This window comes from Thermoflavifilum thermophilum (genome assembly GCF_900116565.1).
Taxonomy (GTDB): Bacteria; Bacteroidota; Bacteroidia; order Chitinophagales; family Chitinophagaceae; genus Thermoflavifilum; species Thermoflavifilum thermophilum.
On record NZ_FPCJ01000001.1, the window covers coordinates 1,886,475 to 1,907,486 of the forward strand.

The window sequence follows — 21,012 nt, forward strand, 5'->3', positions numbered from 1 at the left end:
AACTGTGAAGAATCCTATATATTTTGTTGTTTTTCAGTTAAATAAATGCAGCATATGTCGCAACTTAAACCTTTGGCAAGGATCGCCCATCTGTCAGGCCGGCAGCGACAGGTTGTTGCTCTGGCGTGTACCTGCCTGGCTGCTGTTTGGATCCAATCGTTTCCGCATCAGCCCTGGATCGTACGGGTTTCGGAATTGTGGCTCATTTATGCGGGAGTCATGTTGTTGACGATGTGGTGTGCCATTCTGCTTGTGCATCCGGCTGAAATTAAACGCAGGGCAGCTTTGCTTGACATGGGGCAAACCCTGATTTTTACCTTTATTTTATTGGCTGCTGTGGCGAGTCTGCTGGCCATGGTGAAATTGTTGCATTTGCCGGCTGGAGCCTTTTATGCTCAGTGGTGGTTCCTGTTGATGGTAGTTACGGTGTCATGGCTGCTGGTACACACGATTTTTGCCATGCATTATGCACATATGTATTATTACGGCAAGCGTGCCGATGACTCATCGGGTAAAGGCTGGGGGCTGGAATTTCCTGAGGAAAAAAGGCCGGATTATATGGATTTTGCCTACTTCTCCTTCTGCCTGGGGATGACCTTTCAGGTTTCGGATGTACAGATCAGTTCGCGGAGCATTCGTCGCCTGGCATTTCTGCATGCGTTGATCGCTTTTCTGTTTAACACATTCATCCTGGCCATGATGGTCAATCTGCTTGCTGGCAAGTTATGATCATGCAGAATTTCTGCTGGCATTGATGATACCAAAAGAACAACGGATAGCCAGCTTTTCATAAGTTTCCAGTGGCATACCGGTTAGCTGATTTTCTTTGGTTTCCCGGATTTTTGACAATGCATGTTGCTGAATGGTGAGCAGGGGCAGCATGATTCTTTCCCGCATCTGGATGGAAAGCCTTTCAACCGGATAATTTTCCATGAGGTCGCTGGCACCGGAAAGCATCAGCAGGTATTTTCTGGTTTTTTCGTACTCTTCGTAAATCATCTTCCAGATGGTGCCAAATCTGGGGTGTTTGGCCAGATAGGCCGTGAGCGGGAAAAAGCTTTTTTTCATGGACATTTCGCAGTTATCCAGCAGGGTACGGAAGAAGAGAGATTGCTGATACAGTTGCTGCAGGGCTTTCCATTTGCCGTTGTTATACAGGGCTTCCAGCGCGGTGCCCACACCATAATAGCCGGGCACGTTTTGTTTAATCTGGCTCCAGGATCCTACGTAGGGGACGGCACGCAAATCATTCAGATTCAGCCTGGCCGAACGGTTGCGGCTGGAAGGCCGGCTGGCAATATTGGTTTCGGCATAATACCGGAGCGGACTGGCATAATTCAGATAATCCAAAAAATCTGGATGGTTTTTCAGGGCCTGAAAAGCCCGGAAACTTTCTTCTGCCAGCTGGATGAGCAACTGTTCTTCATCCGGCGTAAAGGTCATGCGCCTGGATGCAAACAAGCCGTTTGAAATACCGGCATGCATAAGCTGCTCCAGGTTGTACTGGGCGGAAGTAGTGGTTCCAAAGTTTGAACTGATGGTTTGACCCTGCACCGTCAGCTGGATTTCTTCGTTGGCAATATTTTGCCCCATGGAAGCATAAAACTGGTGCGTTTTACCTCCACCCCGTGCAGGAGGTCCACCACGCCCATCAAAGAAAAGCGCGTGTACGCCAAATGAACGGGAAATGGCTGTCAACGATTCTTTGGCTTTGTAAATGCTCCAGTTGGCCATCAGGTAACCCCCGTCTTTTGTGCCATCGGAAAAGCCCAGCATGATGGTTTGTTTGTTCCCGCGGCGGGCAAGATGTTCCCGATAAGGCGGATAGGCATACAGCGTTTGCATCACTTCGCTGGCATGATGCAAATCTTCAATGGTTTCAAACAAGGGTACAATATCCACCCGGAGTTCTTCGGGTTTCCAGCCACTCATCAGGAAAAGAGCATAAACTTCCATGATGTCAATCACAGAAGTAGCGTGGCTGATAATATAGCGGTGGCAGCCTTCTTCACCATTGGTACGCTGGATATCCCTGATGGCAGCCATTACTCGAATGGTGTCTTGCAAGAGGGGATCGGAAAATTCATCGGGATTAACCGTTTGTTGAATCCGGGAAAGGCAAGCCAGTTTTTCTTCCTGCGGAAGCTGGGTGTAATTCGTTGGCAGCACCTGTCCACGGGCAGCAATCTGATCGATAATCCGCCTATGAATGGAACTATCCTGCCGGATATCCAGCGAAGCAAAGAACAATCCAAAGGCAGCCACTTTACTCAGCAGCTCTTCTACCATGCCGGCAAACAACCCGTTGTGATCCCGGATCAGTGCCTCACGAATCCGGATCAGAGGCTCACGGATGTCTTCTATCGTAAGAAGCTCATTTTCTGGATGATCAAACACATGTTGGTACAGTAATTCTTCTAATTGGGTGATGAGTCCGGAGATGCCTTTAAACGTAAGCCTCCTGCGCAATTTGCGCACGTCGCGGTAATAACACACCAGGATTGCATTTCGCAGAGCCTGGGCTACTTTTAGGGTAATTTCAGGTGTTACAAAGGGATTCCCATCGCGGTCTCCTCCCGGCCAGAAGCCCAGCCGGATGGGAGCATTGGTAAACAGATCGTCGTACCCATCCAGATGGGTTTTGAGCGTAGTGAGAATTTTCCCTACGGCCGGATAAAATACGTGTTCCAGATACCAGATCAGATTTACGGCTTCATCATAGGGTGTAGGTTTTTGTTTTTTGAAAAAAGGCGTTTTACCCAACTGTTGCAAATAGGTATTTACCAATGCCGTATTGTCCTGCATGATGGCTTGGGAAAGATCGTGGATGATGCCAAGTACTTCACTCGGATAAAACTGCGTAGGATGAGCCGTGAGCACGATGCGAACCGCAAAGTGCCTGAGCTTTTCCCTGAGCTGAGGCCAGGCATTTTGCTGATATACTTCGTTCAGCAAATGCTTTAACGTGCCCTTGCCATTCAGATCATTCACAGCCCCGAAGGCAGCATCTTCCAGGGCATCAAACAAAACCACCTGTCGCTCAGCGTATTGAATAAAGCGAAACAGCAAATCAACCTGATCTTTTTCAGTCTGATAATCCGTGTATTTGCAAAGAAATTGTTCGATGATTTCAGATGGACTTAAGCCACGCTGGTAAGCTTCTTCGCAAAATATGATGAACATGGAAAGCAAAACGCCGGTTTTTTCCACCCGATGAAAAGGAAGGGCAGAAAACAAACTGTTGTACAGCTGAAAGCGCATGGCTACCAGATTCCGGAAAGCTTGCAGGGAAGCTTGTTGTCCATCCATGGGTCATGAAAGTTTTGATGTCATTAACCGAAAGCAAAATTACAGAACCAGACCTGGTTGTTGAAAAATATTTTAATCATTCGAATTTTAAATGGATAGATTTAAGTTAAAATGTTTTAAAATTTGAAAATATTCAATTATCGTTCATTTTATTGAAAAATCTGCATCGGCAAGATGAAACCATTTCTTTTAACTTTATGGCATAAAACTCTTTGCTATGCCTTCATTTGATATTGTCAGCAGGGCTGATATGCAGCTGGTGGATAATGCGGTGAATATTACCCGCAAGGAAATAGCCAATCGGTTTGATTTCAAGGATGTGCCGGTGGAGCTTGACCTGCGTAAAAAAGATTACATGCTGGTCATCGCTACGGAATCGGAAATGAAACTCAATCAGATCGTGGATGTATTGCTGAGCCGTAGCATGCGGCAGGGGCTGGATATCAAAATTTATGACCTAAGCAAAGCACCTGAGCCTTCGGGCAAACTTGTCAGGAAAGAAATTCCCATCCGCAACGGATTGTCGCAGGAAGAGGCCAAGAAGCTCGTGAAATATATCAAGGAACTGGGATTAAAAGTACAGGCTTCGGTTATGGATGATATGGTTCGGGTAAGCGGTAAAAAGATTGATGACCTGCAAACCGTTATTCAGCATTGCAAAAAAGCGCCCTTTGATTTTGCCCTGCAGTTTGTGAATATGAAATCCTGAGTCCTTTATTTATTGCGTGATATAGTTATCGTTAAAGAAGTTTATATATCCGTTTAAATCTTTGGTTTGATTGAGCAGAATGAAGTTGCTGCGGGAGATGATATAAAATGCATATTCGCTGATAGCCAGGCCTTTCAGGAGAGCGGGGGCTGATGCCCGGATCTGATCCAGGAATTCCAGGGCGTGATTTTCATCCGGAAAAATACGAAATACCACCATGGTTTGCGTGGGAGTCAATGCATAGGGCCCCACCTGTAGGCTGCTGTCTGCTGCGTGGGCATGAAGGTATGTGCTAAACCGCTGCGTAGCCGCTTCAAGCAGATCTGCATCGGATGGCTGCATGAGCATGATCACGAAATGGGGATCTTTTTCATTCAGGGCATAGGGGGTGGCCACTACAGGCTGAGGAGGCCGCGGAGGCGGGACCACTGGCCTGGCTGCAGTATCAGCTATTTTAGGTTGCACCGGGACCCCATTTGTATGCGATGCTGGTTGCGCAGTTACCGCTCGGGTAATACTGTCCTTACCTGCGATTCCCGGGGAAGAACTTTCCAGGCGGGCAATCAATTCCTGTTTGTGTTGCAATACACCTAAGATGCGGCTCGCTTCAGCTCCTGCCGGCAGTTGCGGATATTGCAGGGCCAATGTTTGCAGGATGTGCCGGGCTGAATCTTCCCTGTTGAGCTTCAGGAGTGCCATCGCCTGCAAGAGGGAAAACTGCATCTGCAGCGAGTCTGCAGGATGATGATCCAATCCCTGTTGAATCCATTGAAGTGTTTCAGAATAGCGTTGTTGTTCATAACAGGTATAGGCGCTGTCATACAGGGTTGAAAGACGAAGAGTATGCATGGGTGTAACTGGTCTCAGCGCACGGGTATATTCGGTTTGGGGATAGTTTTTCAGCAGCACCTCCCGGTAGTAGGCGGCCTGGCTGGAGTCGTGCAATTGGCTGTAAGCGAGGAAGAGCAGATAAGCGATTTCAGGATAATTAGAGGATTGGGGGTTTCGTTGCAATAATGTATTCAGCACATCTTTTGCGAAATCAGGGCGATTCAGCTGAAAATTAAAAATCCTCGCCGCTTGCAATAAAGCATAGCTGATAGAGTCATTGGACGCTTTCAGCTGCTCCGGTGTGAGGGGTATATTCGCCAGCAAGGTTTTTTCACCCATGGAAAGGGCGCTATCGGTACGGACAGAGGAAGGAGCTGCTGAAACGGTTGCTGTGGGGTTGGCTGTGGATGGAGGTTCAAATCCCCGGATAGCAGCTGCCCGTCGCCAATTGTCAACCAGTGGCCGGTTTCCCCAGAGTTGTTTAAAAGCCACAAAACCCGAGGCCTTGAGGTCTGGATTGTTAAAATACCAGTTACCCGAAGCAGCCGGTTGGTTCCCCGGGGCAGATGTGGGATTCATGGTTAAAATAGCGGGCATAGCCGACTGTCCGGCATTTGGCTGTGCTTCCCTTTGTGCTGCCCTTTCTGCACGTCGTTGCTGCGCAAGCATATCTTCCCATACCGCATGTACTTTTTGCATCCTGGCATCAGGCGGAAGAGCTGCCAGTCGTTGCAGGCTATCCTGCCGGTACACAACATCCATCTGCATGGCAAGGGCTTTCAAAGCAGTGAGTTGTTCTTGCAGGGAATCTCGTCGCGGATCATTGCCGGGCAACACCTGTAACGCTGTATCCAGATAATTTGCAGCAAGGGCAAATTGTTTTTTCTCCATCATCAGCGAAGCCAACATGATTGCACTGTTGCCTCTTGCCAGGGAGGGAGATGTCTGGGCATGAAGGCTGGAGAGTAGATAACCGATGCCTTTTGCGGTGTCAGAATGGGACAGAGCTATTTGTGCCAGGCCATGATAAATAACATCACGGTATCGTTCATATTTATTTTTGCGGGCCATTTCAGCCAGTTGTTCATAGGGTTGTATGCCATTATCGGTGGGTATCTGCTGCAGGAGGGCTATTTGGTAGGCAGCATAAAACTCCAGCAAAGGCTCATGGCTCAGCTGCATAGCCTGACGAAAAGCGGCTATGGCCTGATTGGTATCTTTTTGCTGCAATTCAATCTGTCCAAGCAGGTAAGCCCAGCGTGATTTCAGTCGTTTGTCGGTTTGTAGGGCTATGGCTTTGCGTAAATAGGGGATCGTTTCATCATCCTGTTGCAGCTGGTAGTAAAAGAAAGCCGCTGTTTCGTACAATGAACCCTGAAGCCTGGACGGGAATCGAGGATCCCCCAGCAACTGGTTGAGCAAAGTTCGTGCTTTGGCTATCTGCTGCTCAGCCAGGTAAGTTTTCACCAACCATAACAATGCTTCGTTGCGGCTGGGATGGTGATAAAAGAACCCATTTTTTTCCGGACTGGCAATGCTGATTTGTGTACTTCCCTCAGCCAGGGAGCCTATCACCGGGGTATATTCCCCTTTTACTGCAGGCGCGTCGCGCAGGTTGATAAACTGAAAAGCTCTTTCGGCCTCGGTGAATTTTTGTTCATAATAATAGGCTTTGCCTACCAGCAAGTACAGATCATCAATCCACTTTCCGCGCGGATCATGCACCTGGATACCCACGGAAGCCCTGAAAATAACCGAATCCAGCAGGCTGGACGCCTGTGCAAGTTCAGCAAAGGAATAGGGATAGAAATTCAGCAACCGGGTATAATCGTCCTGATGCAAACCTGTAGCCATCTGCAAGGCTTTTTGCAGGTTTTGGCGGGCGTTGTACACGAAATTGAAATGTGTAACCAGGTTTTGATACCAGCGGCGGGTAAGGGTAAATTTTTTTGTTGCCAGTTTGCTGGCAGGAGCTTCCATGGTGGCATATATCGAATCTTGCTGTGCAGCGTTGTTCTGCTCTCCACCTAAAACCTGGTTTAAATTGAGCTGAGCAGCTGCACCCAGGGGAATCAAAAACAAATATATCCACAGGCTGGAAAGCCTGAAAAATCTCCATTTCACCATAACCATCCGAAGCATATAGGCAAGAAAATTCCTTTTTAATCGTTTCTTAAGTGAATTTATTGCAATTGGAGGAAGAGAAAATGATGCCGGTCTGCAAACCCAAAGGAAGAAAAAAATAAGCTTGCATAAACAAATTATGGATTGGTGTAATAAGTGAAGAATTTTGTATGTAAAATTTTTGTTTTTCACAATTCGATTGTAATTTGGAAACATGAGCAGAGTGATGGAAGGGATCCGCAGGAGGTTTAAGCGTTTAAACGACCGTTTCAGGTTAGTGATTCTGGATGAAGATACACTGGAAGAGACGGCTTCTTTTATATTGTCGAGGAAAAGCATTTATATCGTGCTCAGCTCTTTTGTCATGTTGGTTTTTCTGCTGGTATATGGTGCTTTTGTCCTGACACCGTTAAAGTATTACATACCCGGCTATGGAGATGTAAAACTTCGGCAGGAATACATCCGGCTGAATATTAAAATGGATTCCTTACAGAATGTTTTGCAAGCTAATGAAAAATACTGGGATGATATTCGTAAGGTATTGAAGGGTGATGCGCAGATTCAGCAATCCGATACGGTTTCGGCCGAAGAATAAAGCAGGCGCTTATTTTAACACTAAAATACCTGACCTATGTTTGCAAAATCACACTCATCTACTCATCGAAGCGCTCCATGTAGCGAGGTGAATCTCATCGCTTCCGGCACACTGATTCGCGGACATATTACTTCGGCCGGTGATATTCGCATTGATGGCAAATTAGACGGCACCCTCACCACCGACGCTCGGGTGGTAGTAGGAAAGGAGGGTGAGATCCATGGCGATATTGTTTGCAAGTCGGCCGACATTATGGGCCGGGTCAAGGGAACCATCCGGGTGGAAGATTTGCTCAGTTTGAAAGAGACGGCTGTAGTGGAAGGCGATATTTACACCCATCGCCTTGAAATGGCTCCTTCAGCCGTTTTCAATGGTCAGTGCAAGATGGAAGCTACATCGGTGCGGACGCAAGTTCCAGACCTGACGGATGAAGAGCCGGAAATTACGGTTGCCCATGCAGAAAGAGCCACGGCGTAATGACCCTTCCTGGCTGCGTTATGCGGGCCTGACCACGGAATTGCTGGTAACCATTGGTTTAGGTGTGGGAGTGGGGTTGTGGATCGATCGCAAAACTCATCTTTCCCTTCCAGTGTTTACCATTGTTTTGTCCTTGGGCTCATTGGTTGTAGCTTTGTGGCGAGTGATCAAATCAACCCGTGATGGATAATTTTTATTTCCGGCTGATTGCCCTGTTTTGTGCAGTAAATGGAATCGGGATTGTATTTTCCCATGTGCTGGAAGACCTGGGCATTGATGACCTGTCAGGTGCCATAGGCAATCTGTTACTGGCTTTGATTACGGCATATACGTATCATCTGGGTAAAAAAGCCATTCGCCATCCCAATCATCATCGTTTTTTCAGAACCGTTTATCTCACCACTTTTTTAAAGATTGTCATTTATGCGGGAGCTATGGTCGGGTATGCATTTACACGAGCTACCGGTTTTACCCGTAATACGTTGATTTTACTCCTCATTTTGTATTTCATTTATTCCATTCTGGAGACCTGGGCTTTGTTTCGCTTAGCCCGTACCAGTTCGGGTCATCAGTAAAAACTTTTGCTTTCCAGTAGTTTATTCGGTGTATCGGGTGTGTACACTGCATAGCGGAAGCCTTTCTGAAGTGCAAACGCACCGACAAGGCCGTCTTTGTTGACCGCCAGAAATGCCAGCTGGATAGTTCGGGCATAGTTGGGTTGTTTTTTCACCAGGCGTTCCAGAGCGAGATAACAGGCTTCCTCGGGCTCATGGCCCTGGCGCATGAGTTCCACCACCGTATGAGTGCCGCAGATGCGCATGTTGGCTTCGCCCACACCGGTGGCTGTAGCTGCTCCGATTTCGTTGTCTACGAATAATCCGGCACCGATGATCGGCGAATCGCCCACCCGTCCGTGCATTTTAAAAGCCAGTCCACTGGTGGTGCAGGCACCGGAGAGGTTACCGTGCTGGTCAATGGCTAGCATGCCAATGGTGTCATGGTTATTGCGGCTACCGGGCAGGGTAGTGCTGTCGGGTACGGGATGGGGCGCCAGTTGATTTTCGATATTGATCACGGGATGATAATCTGAGGTTTTGAGCCATTCTTTCCAGGCTTTTTCGGAAGCCGGCGTTAGCAGATTTTGTTTTTGAAATCCCTGGGACAGAGCAAATTCCAGGGCTCCTTCGCCGACCAGCATCACGTGGGGTGTTTTTTCCATTACCTTTCGGGCAACTGATATCGCATGCACAATATGCTCCAGGCAGGCTACGGCACCGGCATTGCCGTGCTCGTCCATGATGCAGGCGTCGAGCGTTACATGGCCGTCGCGATCAGGAAGTCCACCCAGGCCAATCGTCTGGATGTTCGGATCAGCTTCGGGGACGCGCACGCCAGCTTCTACAGCATCTAAGGCTCTTCCTCCGTTTTTCAGAATTTCCCAGGCTGCTTCATTGGCCTGAATACCAAAATCCCAGGTGGAAACCACCAGGGGTTTCACCGAACTTCTCCGGCTGAAGCTGAAATACTTAGGAGGTCTGAGCAAAGGCATACCCAACATGCCGGCTGTAGCCCATTTTATGAAATCTCTGCGATGTGTCATATCCAAAACATTTTGTGTGAAAAATCCGTTTTTAATATCCCGCTACTGCATCATCGCCGCGGTGGTCGCCCACACCGGTGATGGTTTCGCCTTCAGGATGCACGATGAGTTCTGTGCGGCCGATGGCTTCGCGCTCTGCCAGTCGATATCCCATGCTTTCCAGCGCCTTTGCCAGCGAATCGGGAAATCCTTTTTCCACATACACCACATCGGGCAGCCACTGATGGTGGAATTTGGGATTGTTGACAGCCTCATAAGGTGAGAGGTGAAAGTCCAGGATATCCACAATTGTCTGAAAAACAGAAGTGATAATGGTAGAACCTCCGGGCGTACCGGTAATCAGATAGGGTTTTTCGTTTTTCAGGACAATGGTGGGCGTCATGCTGCTGAGCATGCGTTTATGTGGTGCAATGGCATTGGCTTCGGAGCCAGTGAGTCCATACAGATTGGGACTACCGGGTTTGGCACTGAAATCGTCCATTTCATCATTCAGCAGAAAGCCAGCGCCTTCCACAATCAGCTTGCTGCCATACAGGTTGTTGAGGGTATAGGTGGCTGAAACCGCGTTGCCAGATTCATCCAGTACACAAAGATGGGTGGTTTCTTCGCTTTCATGGGTAAAATCGCCTGCCTGGGTAGCCCGGCTGGGCGTGGCTTTTCCGGGAGTGTAGCTGCTGATGCGTTGCTGGAGATAATCCGCACTGGTGAGTTGGGCAATGGGTATTTTCACAAAATCGGGGTCGCCCAGATATTGGGCTCGGTCGGCATAGCTGCGGCGTTCGGCTTCGATCATGAGCTGGGTGGCCTGCGGAGAGCCATATCCCCATTGATCGATGGGGTAAAAGCTGATCATGCCCAGCATTTGTTGCAGCATGATACCTCCAGCCGAAGGAGGGGGCACAGTTACAATCGTATATCCTTTGTAATCGAATATCAACGGCTGGCGCTCGATGGCACGGTATTGCCTCAGATCCTGCAAGGTGATGAGGCCATGATGATGTTGCATGGTTTGCACGATCTGATGGGCCACCCGGCCGGTGTAGAATCCCTTTTTTCCCTGATCGCGAATCAACATCAATGTGCGAGCCAGTTCGGGTTGCCGCAGGGTATCGCCAGCTTTCCAGGGCGTGTCTTTCACAAAAGCCACCGGCTGGGTATTGTAGGTGAGGAAATCCTGCCGGCTTTCGTTCAACCAGCGGGCTTCCATGGCCGTAATAGCGAAGCCCTGCTGGGCCAGGTCGATAGCGGGCTGCACGAGCTGGCGCCAGGGCAAGTGCCCGTATTTTTTCCAGGCTTGCCAAAGTCCCGCTACTGTGCCGGGAATCCCAGCTGACAGCGCACCATACAGGCTGAGCCGGGAATCAGGATTGCCCAGGCTATCTAAAAACATGTCGCGGGTAGCCTTGCCGGGGGCTTCTTCCCGGTAATCCAGTACGGTGTTTTTCCCATTGGCAAGATGGATGACCATAAAACCTCCCCCGCCGATATTGCCCGCTGCCGGATACACCACAGCCAATGCCAGCTGGGTGGCAATCGCTGCATCCACGGCATTTCCACCCTGTTGCAATATCCAGCGGCCCACTTCACTGGCGAGCGGATGAGCAGAAACCACACAAGCATGGTGGGTGATCACCTCTTTTTGGGAAACATAAACATAGGGATTGATCGTTTTTCCTATTGGACTATGCTGAGCCAGAAGGGAACAGGGAAGCCCCATGGCTAAGCTCAACAGGATGATGAGTGAAAAGAATGTTTTTAATTGGGCATGCAGCTTTTTCATAATGTATTTGTTTTCCATCAGGATATTTCGTTGATAATCGATCCATCCTGAATCATATATCCAGGAATAAAGACAAACATCCTGCAAACTTTAATTAGAAGCTTAAAAGTAGCAAGATTTGTGGAACAATATTTGTGCTTTTACAGCAGCTTATTTCTTATTTCTTTTTTAAAAACCTTTCTTATGCAAAAACAATTTCTCTTTCTACCGATGTTGACAGGTGCGATCATTGCAGGTTTACTCCTCTATTCCTCCTGTCAAAAAACGAGTGTAAGTACAGGGCCGGCACATGTAGAATTTTATTTAACGGATGATCCCGGACCCTATCAGGCGGTATGGATTGATGTTCAACAGGTGTGGGTCAATACATCGAGTGATACCTCGAGCAGCAGTTCGGGCTGGCAACAGGTACCCCTGTTAAAGCCAGGGTTGTACAATTTATTGAGTCTTCGCAATGGTGTAGATACCATCTTAGGCGCTATTGATCTTCCTGCAGGTAGGATTTCACAAATTCGACTCGTATTGGGAACGAATAATAGTTTAGTGTTAAACGATGGTACGCAAGTGGCTTTGACTACGCCTTCGGCTCAGCAATCGGGATTAAAATTGAATGTGGATCAAACCATCACAGCTGGTATACCCTATGCCATCGTGCTGGATTTTGATGCTGCACGATCGATCGTGAAAGCAGGTAACAGTGGCAATTACTTGTTGAAACCTGTGATCCGCACTTTCTTGAAATCAACTGGTGGTGCGATAGATGGATATGTATTACCCGACAGCGCCAGGGCTCAGGTATGGGCAATCATGAACACGGATACGATAGGTGCATGGCCCGATAGCACGGGATATTACAAGTTCTGGGGAATAGCTGCCGGTAGCTATCAACTGGTGTTTCAGCCCGATACTACTACCGGTTATCAGGACACTACGCTCAACAATATACAGGTAACCACCGGCCAGGTGACCCATGTAGATACGGTGTGGCTTCATCGTTGAGCATATAAAAAATATTTCACCAGAAAGGGAAGACAAGCTATGTGTCTTCCCTTTATTTTATTTTTAACTTAGGGCTTAATATTCTGGATAGGTAAAAACAAGTGCATGTTTTTGAATCAAAACTTACCTTCAGAAAAGAAGGGTATATTTACATGTATTTTTTTATATTGTCTATGATCCATGTAAAAATGCATGTAACGTCTGGCTGCATCCGATGCTTTAACTTGAATTTTTTTGTATGAAGGAACAAATTGTTCAGTATTTAAATGATCCAGTGGAGCTGGAAAGATTATATCGGCAGCATAAGATGCTTTTTAAAAAAGCATTTTTTGCATTATATCCTGAAGTATCCAATCATCCTGTAGCGCAATGCTGGTATGCGCGGTTGCAAGATGAACGTGATGAAGTGCAGTGGGGAACAAAATATGAATGGATGCGGGTAATGATGCTTGGATTACTTGCAGGTGCTGTAGCCAAACTGCCCGACTGGCTTTCCATTCAGCCGGAAGATTTTTATCCACGTTATGCGGGCTTCATCGTGTTTCCATTTTTGATGTGGTTGCATATGTGGAAAAAACATATTTCTTTTCGGCAGGTGGCCTGGCTTTGGGGTATAGTTGCAATCGCATTTCTTTATATTCGTTTTTTACCCGGTCATATTGGTAATGACACTTTTATATTGGCTTGTTTATACTTGCCCGTGTTGTTATGGGCTTTGCTGGGTATTGTGTATATGCAAAATCGTTTGGTAGATCAAGAAAGCAGATTTTTGTATTTGCAATACAATGGTGATCTGCTGGTAATGACGCAGTTAATATTAGCTGCAGGGGGAGCTTTTACGGGTATTACCCTGGCTTTGTTTTCACTCATCCAGATTCATCTTCAGGCAATCTATCTTCACACCATTGGTATATGGGGATTAGCTGCTTCACCTATTGTAGCAAGTTATCTGATTGAAATAAATCCGCAGCTGGTACGCAAAATTTCTCCCATCATTGCCACCATTTTCGCGCCCTTGACTTTGGGGCTGATGGTGAGTTATTTGATTGCACTTTTTTACATTGGGAAAAATCCATACAATGATCGTGAATTTTTGTTGATATTTAATATTGTATTGCTTGGTGTAATGGCTATCATATTTTTTTCAGTCACCAGTTTTTCAGAATCTACTTCCCGTATTCTGATTTGGGTATTGCTGGCTTTGTCCATTGCTACTGTTTTGTTTTGTGGCATAGCATTATCTGCCATCATGTTTCGAATGGTTAAATGGGGAATTACACCCAACAGATTAGCTGTATTGGGTAATGATGCATTGATCATGATCAATTTAATTTTGATAACTTATCAACTCTTCATGGTGATTTTACGCAAACATGCACTTGATGCTGTAAGCAAATCCATTACTTCGTTTTTGCCTGTTTATGTAATATGGTCTGTTTGTGTCAGTTTTTTATTCCCCGTATTATTTCATTTTCAATGAAGGGTGTTGTTGACAAATTGTTGAAAAAATCATTTTCTTAAAATTTCAATAATCCCATAGCTTTGCAAAAGCGTTAAGGTTTTTGCCTGTACAGGTTACAGGCAAAATGAAAAGGGAATCAGGTGCAAATCCTGAACACTACCCGGTGCTGTAAGCTCTTCATCCGTTTATTGAAGTAAAAGGGATCCATTGCTTCAATAAACGGAGTTGCCGGACTTGCGCTGGCCACTGTCCGTTGCTACGGATGGGAAGGCGTTCGGCAACGAGCAAGTCAGAAGACCTGCCTTAATGCTGCACATTCGAGCTTTCGGGTAAAAAGCGTAGAATGTATAATGGCCTCTTTTGCAGACATTATCTTTCTACTCATTGTCTTTTCGTATTTCCGAAAGCTCATAGTGTCATTGTTTCACTAAAAAAATGAACTATGAGCAAACTGTTATGTCATTTCATTCTTTTCGGATCTCTGATTTCTTTTACGGCCATTGCCCAAACAGAAAAGCAGGATACGGCTATCAGCCGCCATGGCCAATTGCAGGAAGTGGTTGTTACCGCCACCAAATTTCCCAAACCGGTGAACCAAACTGGCAATTCCGTAATTGTGATCACGCACGAACAACTGTTACATAGCCAGGGTGAAACTTTATCGCAGATTCTGGATGAACAAACCGGCATCAACGTCAACGGAGCCAATAGCAATCCTGGAAAAGACAAGGCAATATATATTCGCGGAGCAGGCAGTGATTATGCAGTGATTTTATTAGATGGCATGCCTTTGTACGATCCATCGGGCATGGGCGGAGCCTTTGATCTGCGTTTGATTCCCATAGATGATATTGAAAGGATTGAAATTGTGAAAGGTGGATTATCCACCTTGTATGGCACTGATGCTATTGCCGGTGTCATCAATATTATCACCCGGCGTGCTGCACAAAAACCGGTGGAAGGCAACGCCGATGTTTCGTATGGCAGTTATCAGACGTTTCAAGCACATACCGGCTTAAGCGGAAAATTACATGCCTTCACTTATGATATCCAATATGATCATCTGCAATCAGGCGGTATCTCAGAAGCCACAGACAGTACCGGCAAAGCTGGTTTTGATAAAGATGGCATAAATAGCAATGCTGTGCTGGCCAGGCTGGGATGGCAGATCAATCCAGATTTCCAGCTACAGCCTTTTTTCCGCTACGATTATTTCTTTGGAAATACCGATGCTGGTTCATTTACCGATTCCAAAGATCATTATCAGGCGCATGACCTCAATGCTGGTTTTCAAACGAGTTATCTGCTGCATGAAGGGGCTATTCATGCGCATTATCTGTATGAACAAACTCATCGCACCTATCATAGCCAGTCGTACGGCGATTCCCGCTACGAAGGCCTGCAGCACGATGCAGAGCTGTATTGGAATCAGAATCTGGGCAAGCATATCCAGGCGCTGGCCGGATTGGATTATCGCTATATGAAAATGCCCGATACAACCGCCAAAAAGAAAAATCCATCTGTGTATTTGATCAGTCCGTATGCCGCTTTGTTCTGGGTAAATGAAAAAGGATTGAATGTGGAGCTGGGCGGGCGTTTTACGCATCATCAGCAATATGGCAATAACTTCAGCTTCACGTTTAATCCCTCATTTATTTTTCATTCCGGAATGGTGTTGTCAGCCGATGTATCATCGGCATTTAAAGCACCTACGTTAACGATGTTGTATGGACCATACAGTCCGAATCCCGATCTGAAGCCTGAAATTGCTTATCAATATGAAGGAGGTATTACTGTGCCTTATGGAAACGACGGATCCGATATGCGCTTCACAGTGTTTAAAAGAAAGATTCAAAACATCATTGTATATACGCCTGCGGCTTATATCAATCAGGATGAACAGCGTGATTGGGGTATAGAATATGAAAATACAGTCAAAGCAGGCAAGCATTTATCTTTTACCGGCAGCTTTGTTTTTCTCAACGGGCAGCTCACCACACAGGAAAACGGGAAGGATACCACTTATGAAAACCTGCTGCGTAAGCCCAAGGCATCGTTCAAACTGTTAGCTCAATGGCAAATAACGCCGCAATGGTTTGTGAGCAGTTCACTGGAAAATATCGGTGACCGGACGGATCTCGATTTCAACACTTATCCGTTTGCACCGGTTAGCCTGAAGGCTTATACCTTATGGAATGCTTTTGTTTCATATACTTTTCATAAACGGTACATGCTGTATCTGCAGCTCAGAAATATTACGAATACTTCGTTTACTGAAGTGTATGGTTACAATACGATGGGCTTTCACATGGTTGCGGGCATCCGGGCCAGGTTCTGAATGATTTTTGATAACTTGCAGCATCCATTGCTAACAAAATAGAAACGATATGTCTGCCATGAAATTATATGTTCGCACACGCCTTTGGTTGATGATGATTATCGCCATTGCCATCTGGAGGATTTTTCTGACCCTGCATACCGGAGGTTTGGTATTGGCCAATTTCAGCCCGTTGGGCGCCATGGCCATTTTTGGTGGAGCCTGTTTTTCCAGCCGCTGGAAGGCCATAGGCTTCCCTTTGCTGACGCTGTGGATCAGCGATGTGATATTGGGTAAGCTGCTTTTCTTTCATCATTGGCAGTTGTTTTATCCGGGATTTTATTTTACCTACGGAGCTTTTGTGTTGATGACGCTGGCGGGTCGCTGGATCGTTCGCCGGATCACGATTGGGCGTGTGGTGATGGCTGCATTGGCCAGCACGTTCATTCACTGGATTGTTTCCGATATAGGGGTATGGCTGGATGGACGTACCTATCCGCTTACCTGGCAGGGATGGATTGAATGCCTGGTGGCCGCCATTCCGTTTGAACTCAGGCTGCTGGCTGGTACAATGGTGTATGGTGCGGTATTGTTTGGAGTGGCGGTATGGATTACGAAAAAATCCGCTGCACCCGCAACGGCCAGCTAATACAGGTTTAAATGAGATGCTTCAATGGCCGGCATTGCTGGCCATTTTTAATTTTCAATGAATGGTTATGAAAGTCTGTTCTTTTATTCCGGCTGTTACGCAGATGATTTACGATATGGGCCTGCAGGATAGGCTATATGGCGTGACCTTTGAATGTCCGGCACAGGCGCGGGCCGAAAAAGCCGTGTTGGTTCATTGCTTGTGGGAAGGGCGGGAGTTAAATGGTGAAGAAATAGATCGCTTATACCGGGCAGCCAAAGCCAGTGGCCAATCCATATATTGGGTGGAGGAAGAGCTGTTGCAAGCCATCGCACCCGATGTCATTTTCACGCAAGATGTATGCGAAGTATGCCAGATTGATACCCGCTGTACGGCGGCAGCGGTAGCTCGTTTGCCGAAACCACCCCGGCTCGTTTCCATCAGTCCTGCTGATCTGGACGAGGTATTTCAATCGGCCATTACCATTGCCCGGGAAATGGGACGGGAAGAAGCGGCTTATCGTTATCTATCCCGGCTCAAACAACATCAGGATGAAATACTGGAAACCTTGTATCGGCATCGCATGCCCTTGCGCAAGGTAGCTTTGCTGGAGTGGCTGCAACCCATGTACAATTGCGGACACTGGATTCCCTTTCAGATAGCCTGTGCTGGTGGCATTGATTTGCTAAGCCATCCGCGTGGCGATTCCATCGTACTGCCTTTTGAAAAATTGGTCAAATATGATCCGGAAGTCATTGTGCTGGCCCCCTGCGGATATACGGTTGAGCAAACCCAGGCCGAACTGAACCGCCTGTGGCAGCAGCCGGATAGTTTTTTGCACCACGAGGCCTGGCAACGCCTGCAGGCTGTACAGAACCAGCAAATATACCTGGCCGATTTTGATTTGTTCACCCAGCCCAGCGCCTCCACAATTGTAGATGGTATTCGTTTGCTGGCCGCACTGTTTCATCCGGAACTTTTTGATATGCCTGCGCACTTGCAGCACAAACATCAACCGTTAAAGCACTTGCCCATTCCTGTGTGCTGAACGTTTATCGAACCACCAGCATGCGCAGGGTTTTGCGCGTACCATCGGGATATTGCACCTGCACCAGATATACGCCGGATGCGGCCTGGCGCAGTTGAATGCTTACGGTGGGACTGTTCACCCATTGCTGTTGCACCACTTGTCCGGACAGGTTCACAATACGGAGCATAGCCTTCTGGTTATCGCCCATGGGAATCTGCAGCTGGAAGCTTCCTGTATTCGGATTGGGCCACAGCAGCAAGTCGCCGGCTGGCTGGCCTGTTTGCGGAATCTGAATGGCAATCACTTTCGAATAGGTGAATTGCCCGTCCAGATCCACCTCGCGCAGGCGGTAGTAGTAAACCGGAGCGGCATTTTTCAGCACAGTAGCATCGGTAAATGCATATTGGTGAGGAATCTGGCTGTTGCCCTGAGCCTGCACGCGTCCCAGCTCGGTGAAGCTGGTCCCATCAGCACTTCTTTCCACGGCAAAATAGCTGCTGTTGTATTCGCTGGAGGTGCTCCACTGCAGCTGCACACCCAGTCCGGCCTGATAATATCCACTGAAATTCACCAGAATTACAGGGAGATTGATATTACCATTGAGATAATAGACGCTGATGATGTTTGTTTTGGTGCTATCCAGTGTGAGGTTGCAGATGTCGGTGTATCCGTAATACTGCCAATTCGCATTTGCATACCCTCCGCTACATCCATATACATAAGTGCCGGGATATGAGGTATCACTGCATTGTCCTACAAACTTTCCGCCCGGCATGATCACGATGGCAGAAGTATCATAACCAGTGGAAGGATTATATTGACCTTTTTGCAAGGCAATGACATGGCGGGGAGTAACTGATGAACCATTTCCATAATTGCTAGATGCTGTTGTACTGTCCACCAGTCGTCCGCCATTTTCAACGACCATGTACACTGGGAAATCAAAGAAAAAATCCGTGGAAGTATCTAGATTGGGATTGCCGAGCTGCAGGGTGCCCTGAATGATGATGGTATCGATCCGGGTGATCATTTCCTGAGACGGGTAGATGAGATCCAGGGTATTCACGGTAATCCCGGAAGGAATGATGACCTTTACTTTATCGTTTGTACTTTGAGGTTGGGGCGGCCCCGACGGGCTCCAGGTGCTGGCTGTGTTCCATCCGCCGTTTTGCACGGCGGTGAACACATCCACCGTTTGGGCACTGGCAAGCAGGGGAAAGGAGAGAAGAAAAATCAGGGGTAAACATTTATGCATAACTACAGATTTGTGCTGCTTGATGTATCCATCTGCACAAAAACAGTTTTTTCCTAGCCTAAAAGTAGAAAAAGGATTTCGCAGGCCGATGAAATTTCTATGAAAAAACGAAAAAATTCCGTAAACGGCTCAAAACCTCGAAGATGGGAAGTTTTCAGCTCAGCAGGCGTTTGTACATTTGGATGGTGTTTTCCAGTCCGTAATACAATGCATCGCAAATCAGGGCATGACCAATGGAGACCTCCTTCAGTTCCGGGATATGCAGCTTGAAGAATTTCAGGTTTTGCAGGTTCAGGTCGTGCCCGGCATTCAGTTCCAGCCCCACCTGCAGGGCCCGGCGGGCTGTTTCTTTGTAGGCATTGAACAGTTCGAAATTTTGCGGTCCGTTGGCGGCAGCTGCGTAAGCTTTGGCATAGGGGCCGGTAAACAGCTCGATGCGATCGGCACCGGCTTTCCGGGCAGCCTCTACCTTATCGGGCTCGGGATTCAAAAAAATAGACACCCGGATGCCGGCTGCATGGATTTCCTGAATCACCTCGCGCAAGAATGACTGATATTTTACCGTATCCCAGCCTGTATTGGAAGTAAGCACTCCGGGCGGATCGGGTACCAATGTACATTGCTCGGGTTTCACTTCCGTAACCAGATCAATGAAAGCCGTAGTCGGATAACCTTCGATATTGAATTCTGTATGCACCACAGGTCGCAGCTCATACACATCCCGGATACGGATATGTCGCTCGTCGGGGCGGGGATGCACCGTGATCCCATCGGCACCAAAGCGCTGGCAATCTTTGGCAACCTGAATGATGTCTGGCAGATTTTCACCTCGCGAATTACGGATCAGGGCTACTTTGTTGATGTTTACCGAAAGCTTCGTGGTTGGATTCATGCCCTAAAATTAGGCAATATTCAGGCTTTGTGTAAATAAAGGAATTGAGGGGAAGGCAAAAACATGTCATTTTCCCGATCACCCTCGGGAAATGCGGACCAGAAAGCTTACGCATGTGTGGTCATAGGATACCTGTCAGATAAACAAATCTTTGGTTGCATCAAATTCTTCATGCCGATCTACTTTGTTCCGCACCAGATAGATCGTTATCACCGTACCCACCGTCACCACCAGCAGTCCAATTAATCCAAATGTTACAGGCCAGTTCACGTGTCGAGATTTATGCAAGTGAAACCATTTTTTGTTCATATACGAAATACAGAATCATGCCAGATTTTACTCTGTTAATAAGACAATCCAAATGTCCTAAAAGTTGCATGAATGCCGATAGAGTTTTGTGATTTTTTCGTAAAAAACGGCTTTTATGCATTCAACGGACGGGATTTTCGAATATCTGGCAGGCCATAGCGGAGCAATGTTTATCATGAATTTTTGATTTTGGAAAAAAATCCGACATTTGCACTCCTGTTTTGACCGAAAAATCATTCAATATATGGCCAGAGTTTGTCAGGTAACCGGGAAGCGACCCATGACAGGGCATCAGGTATCGTTTTCCAATAAGAAATCCAAACGCAGGTTTTATCCCAATCTGCAAACCCGGAGGTTTTACCTGCAGGAAGAAGATCGCTGGATTACCCTGCGGCTAAGTGCCAAGGGATTACGCACCATCAACAAGAAAGGTTTGTATCAGGTTGTAAAAGAATTACGTGCTGCTGGCCAGCAGATTTAATTAACTTAAAATTTTTTCGCTATGGCAAAAAAAGGGAATCGCGTACAGGTGATTCTGGAATGCACCGAACACAAAAATTCGGGCTTACCGGGAACTTCCCGTTACATCACCACCAAAAACAAAAAAAATACTCCTGAACGCCTGGAATTGCGCAAATACAATCCTATTCTGAGAAAAGTAACCCTGCATCGGGAAATTAAATAACTTTTGAAAA

Annotated in this window: 20 protein-coding genes and 1 riboswitch; of the genes, 13 read left to right on the top strand and 7 right to left on the bottom strand. The window is 47.0% G+C overall.

Features of this window, described 5'->3' with window-relative positions:
- Positions 1–54: 54 nt before the first annotated feature.
- A complete protein-coding gene (locus tag BM367_RS07990) occupies positions 55–729 on the top strand; it encodes a DUF1345 domain-containing protein (protein WP_177224160.1) in 675 nt (224 codons plus the stop codon).
- Here BM367_RS07990 and BM367_RS07995 read toward each other — a convergent pair whose 3' ends face one another.
- Positions 730–3,309 (bottom strand): phosphoenolpyruvate carboxylase, encoded by a 2,580-nt coding sequence (locus tag BM367_RS07995; protein WP_092459625.1) that lies wholly within the window; start codon positions 3,307–3,309, stop codon positions 730–732. It lies immediately after the preceding gene.
- A gap of 217 nt (positions 3,310–3,526) precedes the next feature.
- Between BM367_RS07995 and BM367_RS08000 the strand changes: the two genes are divergently transcribed.
- A complete protein-coding gene (locus BM367_RS08000) occupies positions 3,527–4,018 on the top strand; it encodes a YajQ family cyclic di-GMP-binding protein (RefSeq protein WP_092459627.1) in 492 nt (163 codons plus the stop codon).
- A 9-nt stretch (positions 4,019–4,027) separates the two neighbouring features.
- Here BM367_RS08000 and porW read toward each other — a convergent pair whose 3' ends face one another.
- Positions 4,028–6,991 (bottom strand): type IX secretion system periplasmic lipoprotein PorW/SprE, encoded by a 2,964-nt coding sequence (gene porW / locus BM367_RS08005; RefSeq protein WP_177224161.1) that lies wholly within the window; start codon positions 6,989–6,991, stop codon positions 4,028–4,030.
- Between the two features lie 196 nt (positions 6,992–7,187).
- Between porW and BM367_RS08010 the strand changes: the two genes are divergently transcribed.
- The 4 genes from BM367_RS08010 to BM367_RS08025 are packed head-to-tail and all read left to right on the top strand — an operon-like array spanning position 7,188 to position 8,620.
- On the top strand, positions 7,188–7,568 hold the full coding sequence (locus BM367_RS08010; RefSeq protein ID WP_092459631.1) for a hypothetical protein: 381 nt from the start codon (positions 7,188–7,190) through the stop codon (positions 7,566–7,568).
- A 36-nt stretch (positions 7,569–7,604) separates the two neighbouring features.
- On the top strand, positions 7,605–8,045 hold the full coding sequence (locus tag BM367_RS08015; RefSeq protein WP_092459633.1) for a bactofilin family protein: 441 nt from the start codon (positions 7,605–7,607) through the stop codon (positions 8,043–8,045).
- Positions 8,023–8,235: an AtpZ/AtpI family protein gene (locus tag BM367_RS08020; RefSeq protein ID WP_177224162.1), complete on the top strand. Its 213-nt coding sequence runs from the start codon at positions 8,023–8,025 to the stop codon at positions 8,233–8,235. Before BM367_RS08015 ends, BM367_RS08020 begins: the two co-directional genes overlap by 23 nt.
- Positions 8,228–8,620, top strand: a complete 393-nt coding sequence (locus tag BM367_RS08025) for a hypothetical protein (protein ID WP_092459637.1) — start codon at positions 8,228–8,230, stop codon at positions 8,618–8,620. The genes BM367_RS08020 and BM367_RS08025 overlap by 8 nt, the downstream gene beginning before the upstream one ends.
- Here the strand turns inward: BM367_RS08025 and BM367_RS08030 are convergent.
- Positions 8,614–9,645: a glycosylasparaginase gene (locus BM367_RS08030; RefSeq protein WP_092459639.1), complete on the bottom strand. Its 1,032-nt coding sequence runs from the start codon at positions 9,643–9,645 to the stop codon at positions 8,614–8,616. The genes BM367_RS08025 and BM367_RS08030 overlap by 7 nt on opposite strands.
- Before the next feature lie 31 nt (positions 9,646–9,676).
- Positions 9,677–11,425, bottom strand: a complete 1,749-nt coding sequence (ggt, locus tag BM367_RS08035) for a gamma-glutamyltransferase (protein ID WP_245759937.1) — start codon at positions 11,423–11,425, stop codon at positions 9,677–9,679.
- A 183-nt stretch (positions 11,426–11,608) separates the two neighbouring features.
- Between ggt and BM367_RS08040 the strand changes: the two genes are divergently transcribed.
- From BM367_RS08040 to BM367_RS08060, 5 genes are all read left to right on the top strand, one after another.
- Positions 11,609–12,424, top strand: a complete 816-nt coding sequence (locus BM367_RS08040) for a DUF4382 domain-containing protein (RefSeq protein ID WP_245759938.1) — start codon at positions 11,609–11,611, stop codon at positions 12,422–12,424.
- A gap of 238 nt (positions 12,425–12,662) precedes the next feature.
- Complete coding sequence (locus BM367_RS08045) at positions 12,663–13,904, top strand: hypothetical protein (RefSeq protein WP_092459643.1); 1,242 nt, start codon at positions 12,663–12,665, stop codon at positions 13,902–13,904.
- 59 nt (positions 13,905–13,963) lie between these two features.
- Positions 13,964–14,206: riboswitch (cobalamin riboswitch) on the top strand.
- Between the two features lie 122 nt (positions 14,207–14,328).
- The gene (locus BM367_RS08050; protein ID WP_092459645.1) at positions 14,329–16,224 is read left to right on the top strand and encodes a TonB-dependent receptor plug domain-containing protein; all 1,896 of its coding nucleotides are present in this window, start codon (positions 14,329–14,331) and stop codon (positions 16,222–16,224) included.
- 58 nt (positions 16,225–16,282) lie between these two features.
- Positions 16,283–16,852 (top strand): DUF6580 family putative transport protein, encoded by a 570-nt coding sequence (locus BM367_RS08055; RefSeq protein ID WP_222842596.1) that lies wholly within the window; start codon positions 16,283–16,285, stop codon positions 16,850–16,852.
- Positions 16,853–16,919: 67 nt separating this feature from the next.
- A complete protein-coding gene (locus tag BM367_RS08060) occupies positions 16,920–17,879 on the top strand; it encodes an ABC transporter substrate-binding protein (RefSeq protein WP_222842597.1) in 960 nt (319 codons plus the stop codon).
- Between the two features lie 4 nt (positions 17,880–17,883).
- Here the strand turns inward: BM367_RS08060 and BM367_RS08065 are convergent, their stop codons facing one another.
- The 3 genes from BM367_RS08065 to BM367_RS12270 all read right to left on the bottom strand — a co-directional run bounded on the left by BM367_RS08065 (position 17,884) and on the right by BM367_RS12270 (position 20,278).
- Positions 17,884–19,116 (bottom strand): T9SS type A sorting domain-containing protein, encoded by a 1,233-nt coding sequence (locus BM367_RS08065; RefSeq protein ID WP_092459650.1) that lies wholly within the window; start codon positions 19,114–19,116, stop codon positions 17,884–17,886.
- Between the two features lie 154 nt (positions 19,117–19,270).
- Positions 19,271–20,008: a pyridoxine 5'-phosphate synthase gene (locus BM367_RS08070; RefSeq protein WP_092459652.1), complete on the bottom strand. Its 738-nt coding sequence runs from the start codon at positions 20,006–20,008 to the stop codon at positions 19,271–19,273.
- Between the two features lie 135 nt (positions 20,009–20,143).
- Positions 20,144–20,278, bottom strand: a complete 135-nt coding sequence (locus BM367_RS12270) for a hypothetical protein (protein ID WP_262509433.1) — start codon at positions 20,276–20,278, stop codon at positions 20,144–20,146.
- A 283-nt stretch (positions 20,279–20,561) separates the two neighbouring features.
- Between BM367_RS12270 and rpmB the strand changes: the two genes are divergently transcribed.
- Both rpmB and rpmG read left to right on the top strand, forming a co-directional pair.
- The gene (rpmB, locus tag BM367_RS08075; protein WP_092459654.1) at positions 20,562–20,798 is read left to right on the top strand and encodes a 50S ribosomal protein L28; all 237 of its coding nucleotides are present in this window, start codon (positions 20,562–20,564) and stop codon (positions 20,796–20,798) included.
- A gap of 21 nt (positions 20,799–20,819) precedes the next feature.
- A complete protein-coding gene (gene rpmG / locus BM367_RS08080; RefSeq protein WP_092459656.1) occupies positions 20,820–21,002 on the top strand; it encodes a 50S ribosomal protein L33 in 183 nt (60 codons plus the stop codon).
- The last annotated feature ends 10 nt before the right edge of the window (positions 21,003–21,012 follow it).

Coding starts and splice junctions, on each gene's coding strand:
- BM367_RS08045 (WP_092459643.1), top strand. CDS start 12,663: ATGAAGGAACAAATTGTTCAGTATTTAAATGATCCAGTGGAGCTGGAA.
- BM367_RS08025 (WP_092459637.1), top strand. CDS start 8,228: ATGGATAATTTTTATTTCCGGCTGATTGCCCTGTTTTGTGCAGTAAAT.
- BM367_RS08050 (WP_092459645.1), top strand. CDS start 14,329: ATGAGCAAACTGTTATGTCATTTCATTCTTTTCGGATCTCTGATTTCT.
- BM367_RS07995 (WP_092459625.1), bottom strand. CDS start 3,309: ATGGATGGACAACAAGCTTCCCTGCAAGCTTTCCGGAATCTGGTAGCC.
- BM367_RS08015 (WP_092459633.1), top strand. CDS start 7,605: ATGTTTGCAAAATCACACTCATCTACTCATCGAAGCGCTCCATGTAGC.
- rpmB (WP_092459654.1), top strand. CDS start 20,562: ATGGCCAGAGTTTGTCAGGTAACCGGGAAGCGACCCATGACAGGGCAT.
- BM367_RS08010 (WP_092459631.1), top strand. CDS start 7,188: ATGAGCAGAGTGATGGAAGGGATCCGCAGGAGGTTTAAGCGTTTAAAC.
- porW (WP_177224161.1), bottom strand. CDS start 6,991: ATGCTTCGGATGGTTATGGTGAAATGGAGATTTTTCAGGCTTTCCAGC.
- BM367_RS08030 (WP_092459639.1), bottom strand. CDS start 9,645: ATGACACATCGCAGAGATTTCATAAAATGGGCTACAGCCGGCATGTTG.
- rpmG (WP_092459656.1), top strand. CDS start 20,820: ATGGCAAAAAAAGGGAATCGCGTACAGGTGATTCTGGAATGCACCGAA.
- BM367_RS08055 (WP_222842596.1), top strand. CDS start 16,283: ATGAAATTATATGTTCGCACACGCCTTTGGTTGATGATGATTATCGCC.
- ggt (WP_245759937.1), bottom strand. CDS start 11,425: ATGAAAAAGCTGCATGCCCAATTAAAAACATTCTTTTCACTCATCATC.
- BM367_RS07990 (WP_177224160.1), top strand. CDS start 55: ATGTCGCAACTTAAACCTTTGGCAAGGATCGCCCATCTGTCAGGCCGG.
- BM367_RS08040 (WP_245759938.1), top strand. CDS start 11,609: ATGCAAAAACAATTTCTCTTTCTACCGATGTTGACAGGTGCGATCATT.
- BM367_RS08060 (WP_222842597.1), top strand. CDS start 16,920: ATGAAAGTCTGTTCTTTTATTCCGGCTGTTACGCAGATGATTTACGAT.
- BM367_RS08070 (WP_092459652.1), bottom strand. CDS start 20,008: ATGAATCCAACCACGAAGCTTTCGGTAAACATCAACAAAGTAGCCCTG.
- BM367_RS08065 (WP_092459650.1), bottom strand. CDS start 19,116: ATGCATAAATGTTTACCCCTGATTTTTCTTCTCTCCTTTCCCCTGCTT.
- BM367_RS08000 (WP_092459627.1), top strand. CDS start 3,527: ATGCCTTCATTTGATATTGTCAGCAGGGCTGATATGCAGCTGGTGGAT.
- BM367_RS08020 (WP_177224162.1), top strand. CDS start 8,023: ATGCAGAAAGAGCCACGGCGTAATGACCCTTCCTGGCTGCGTTATGCG.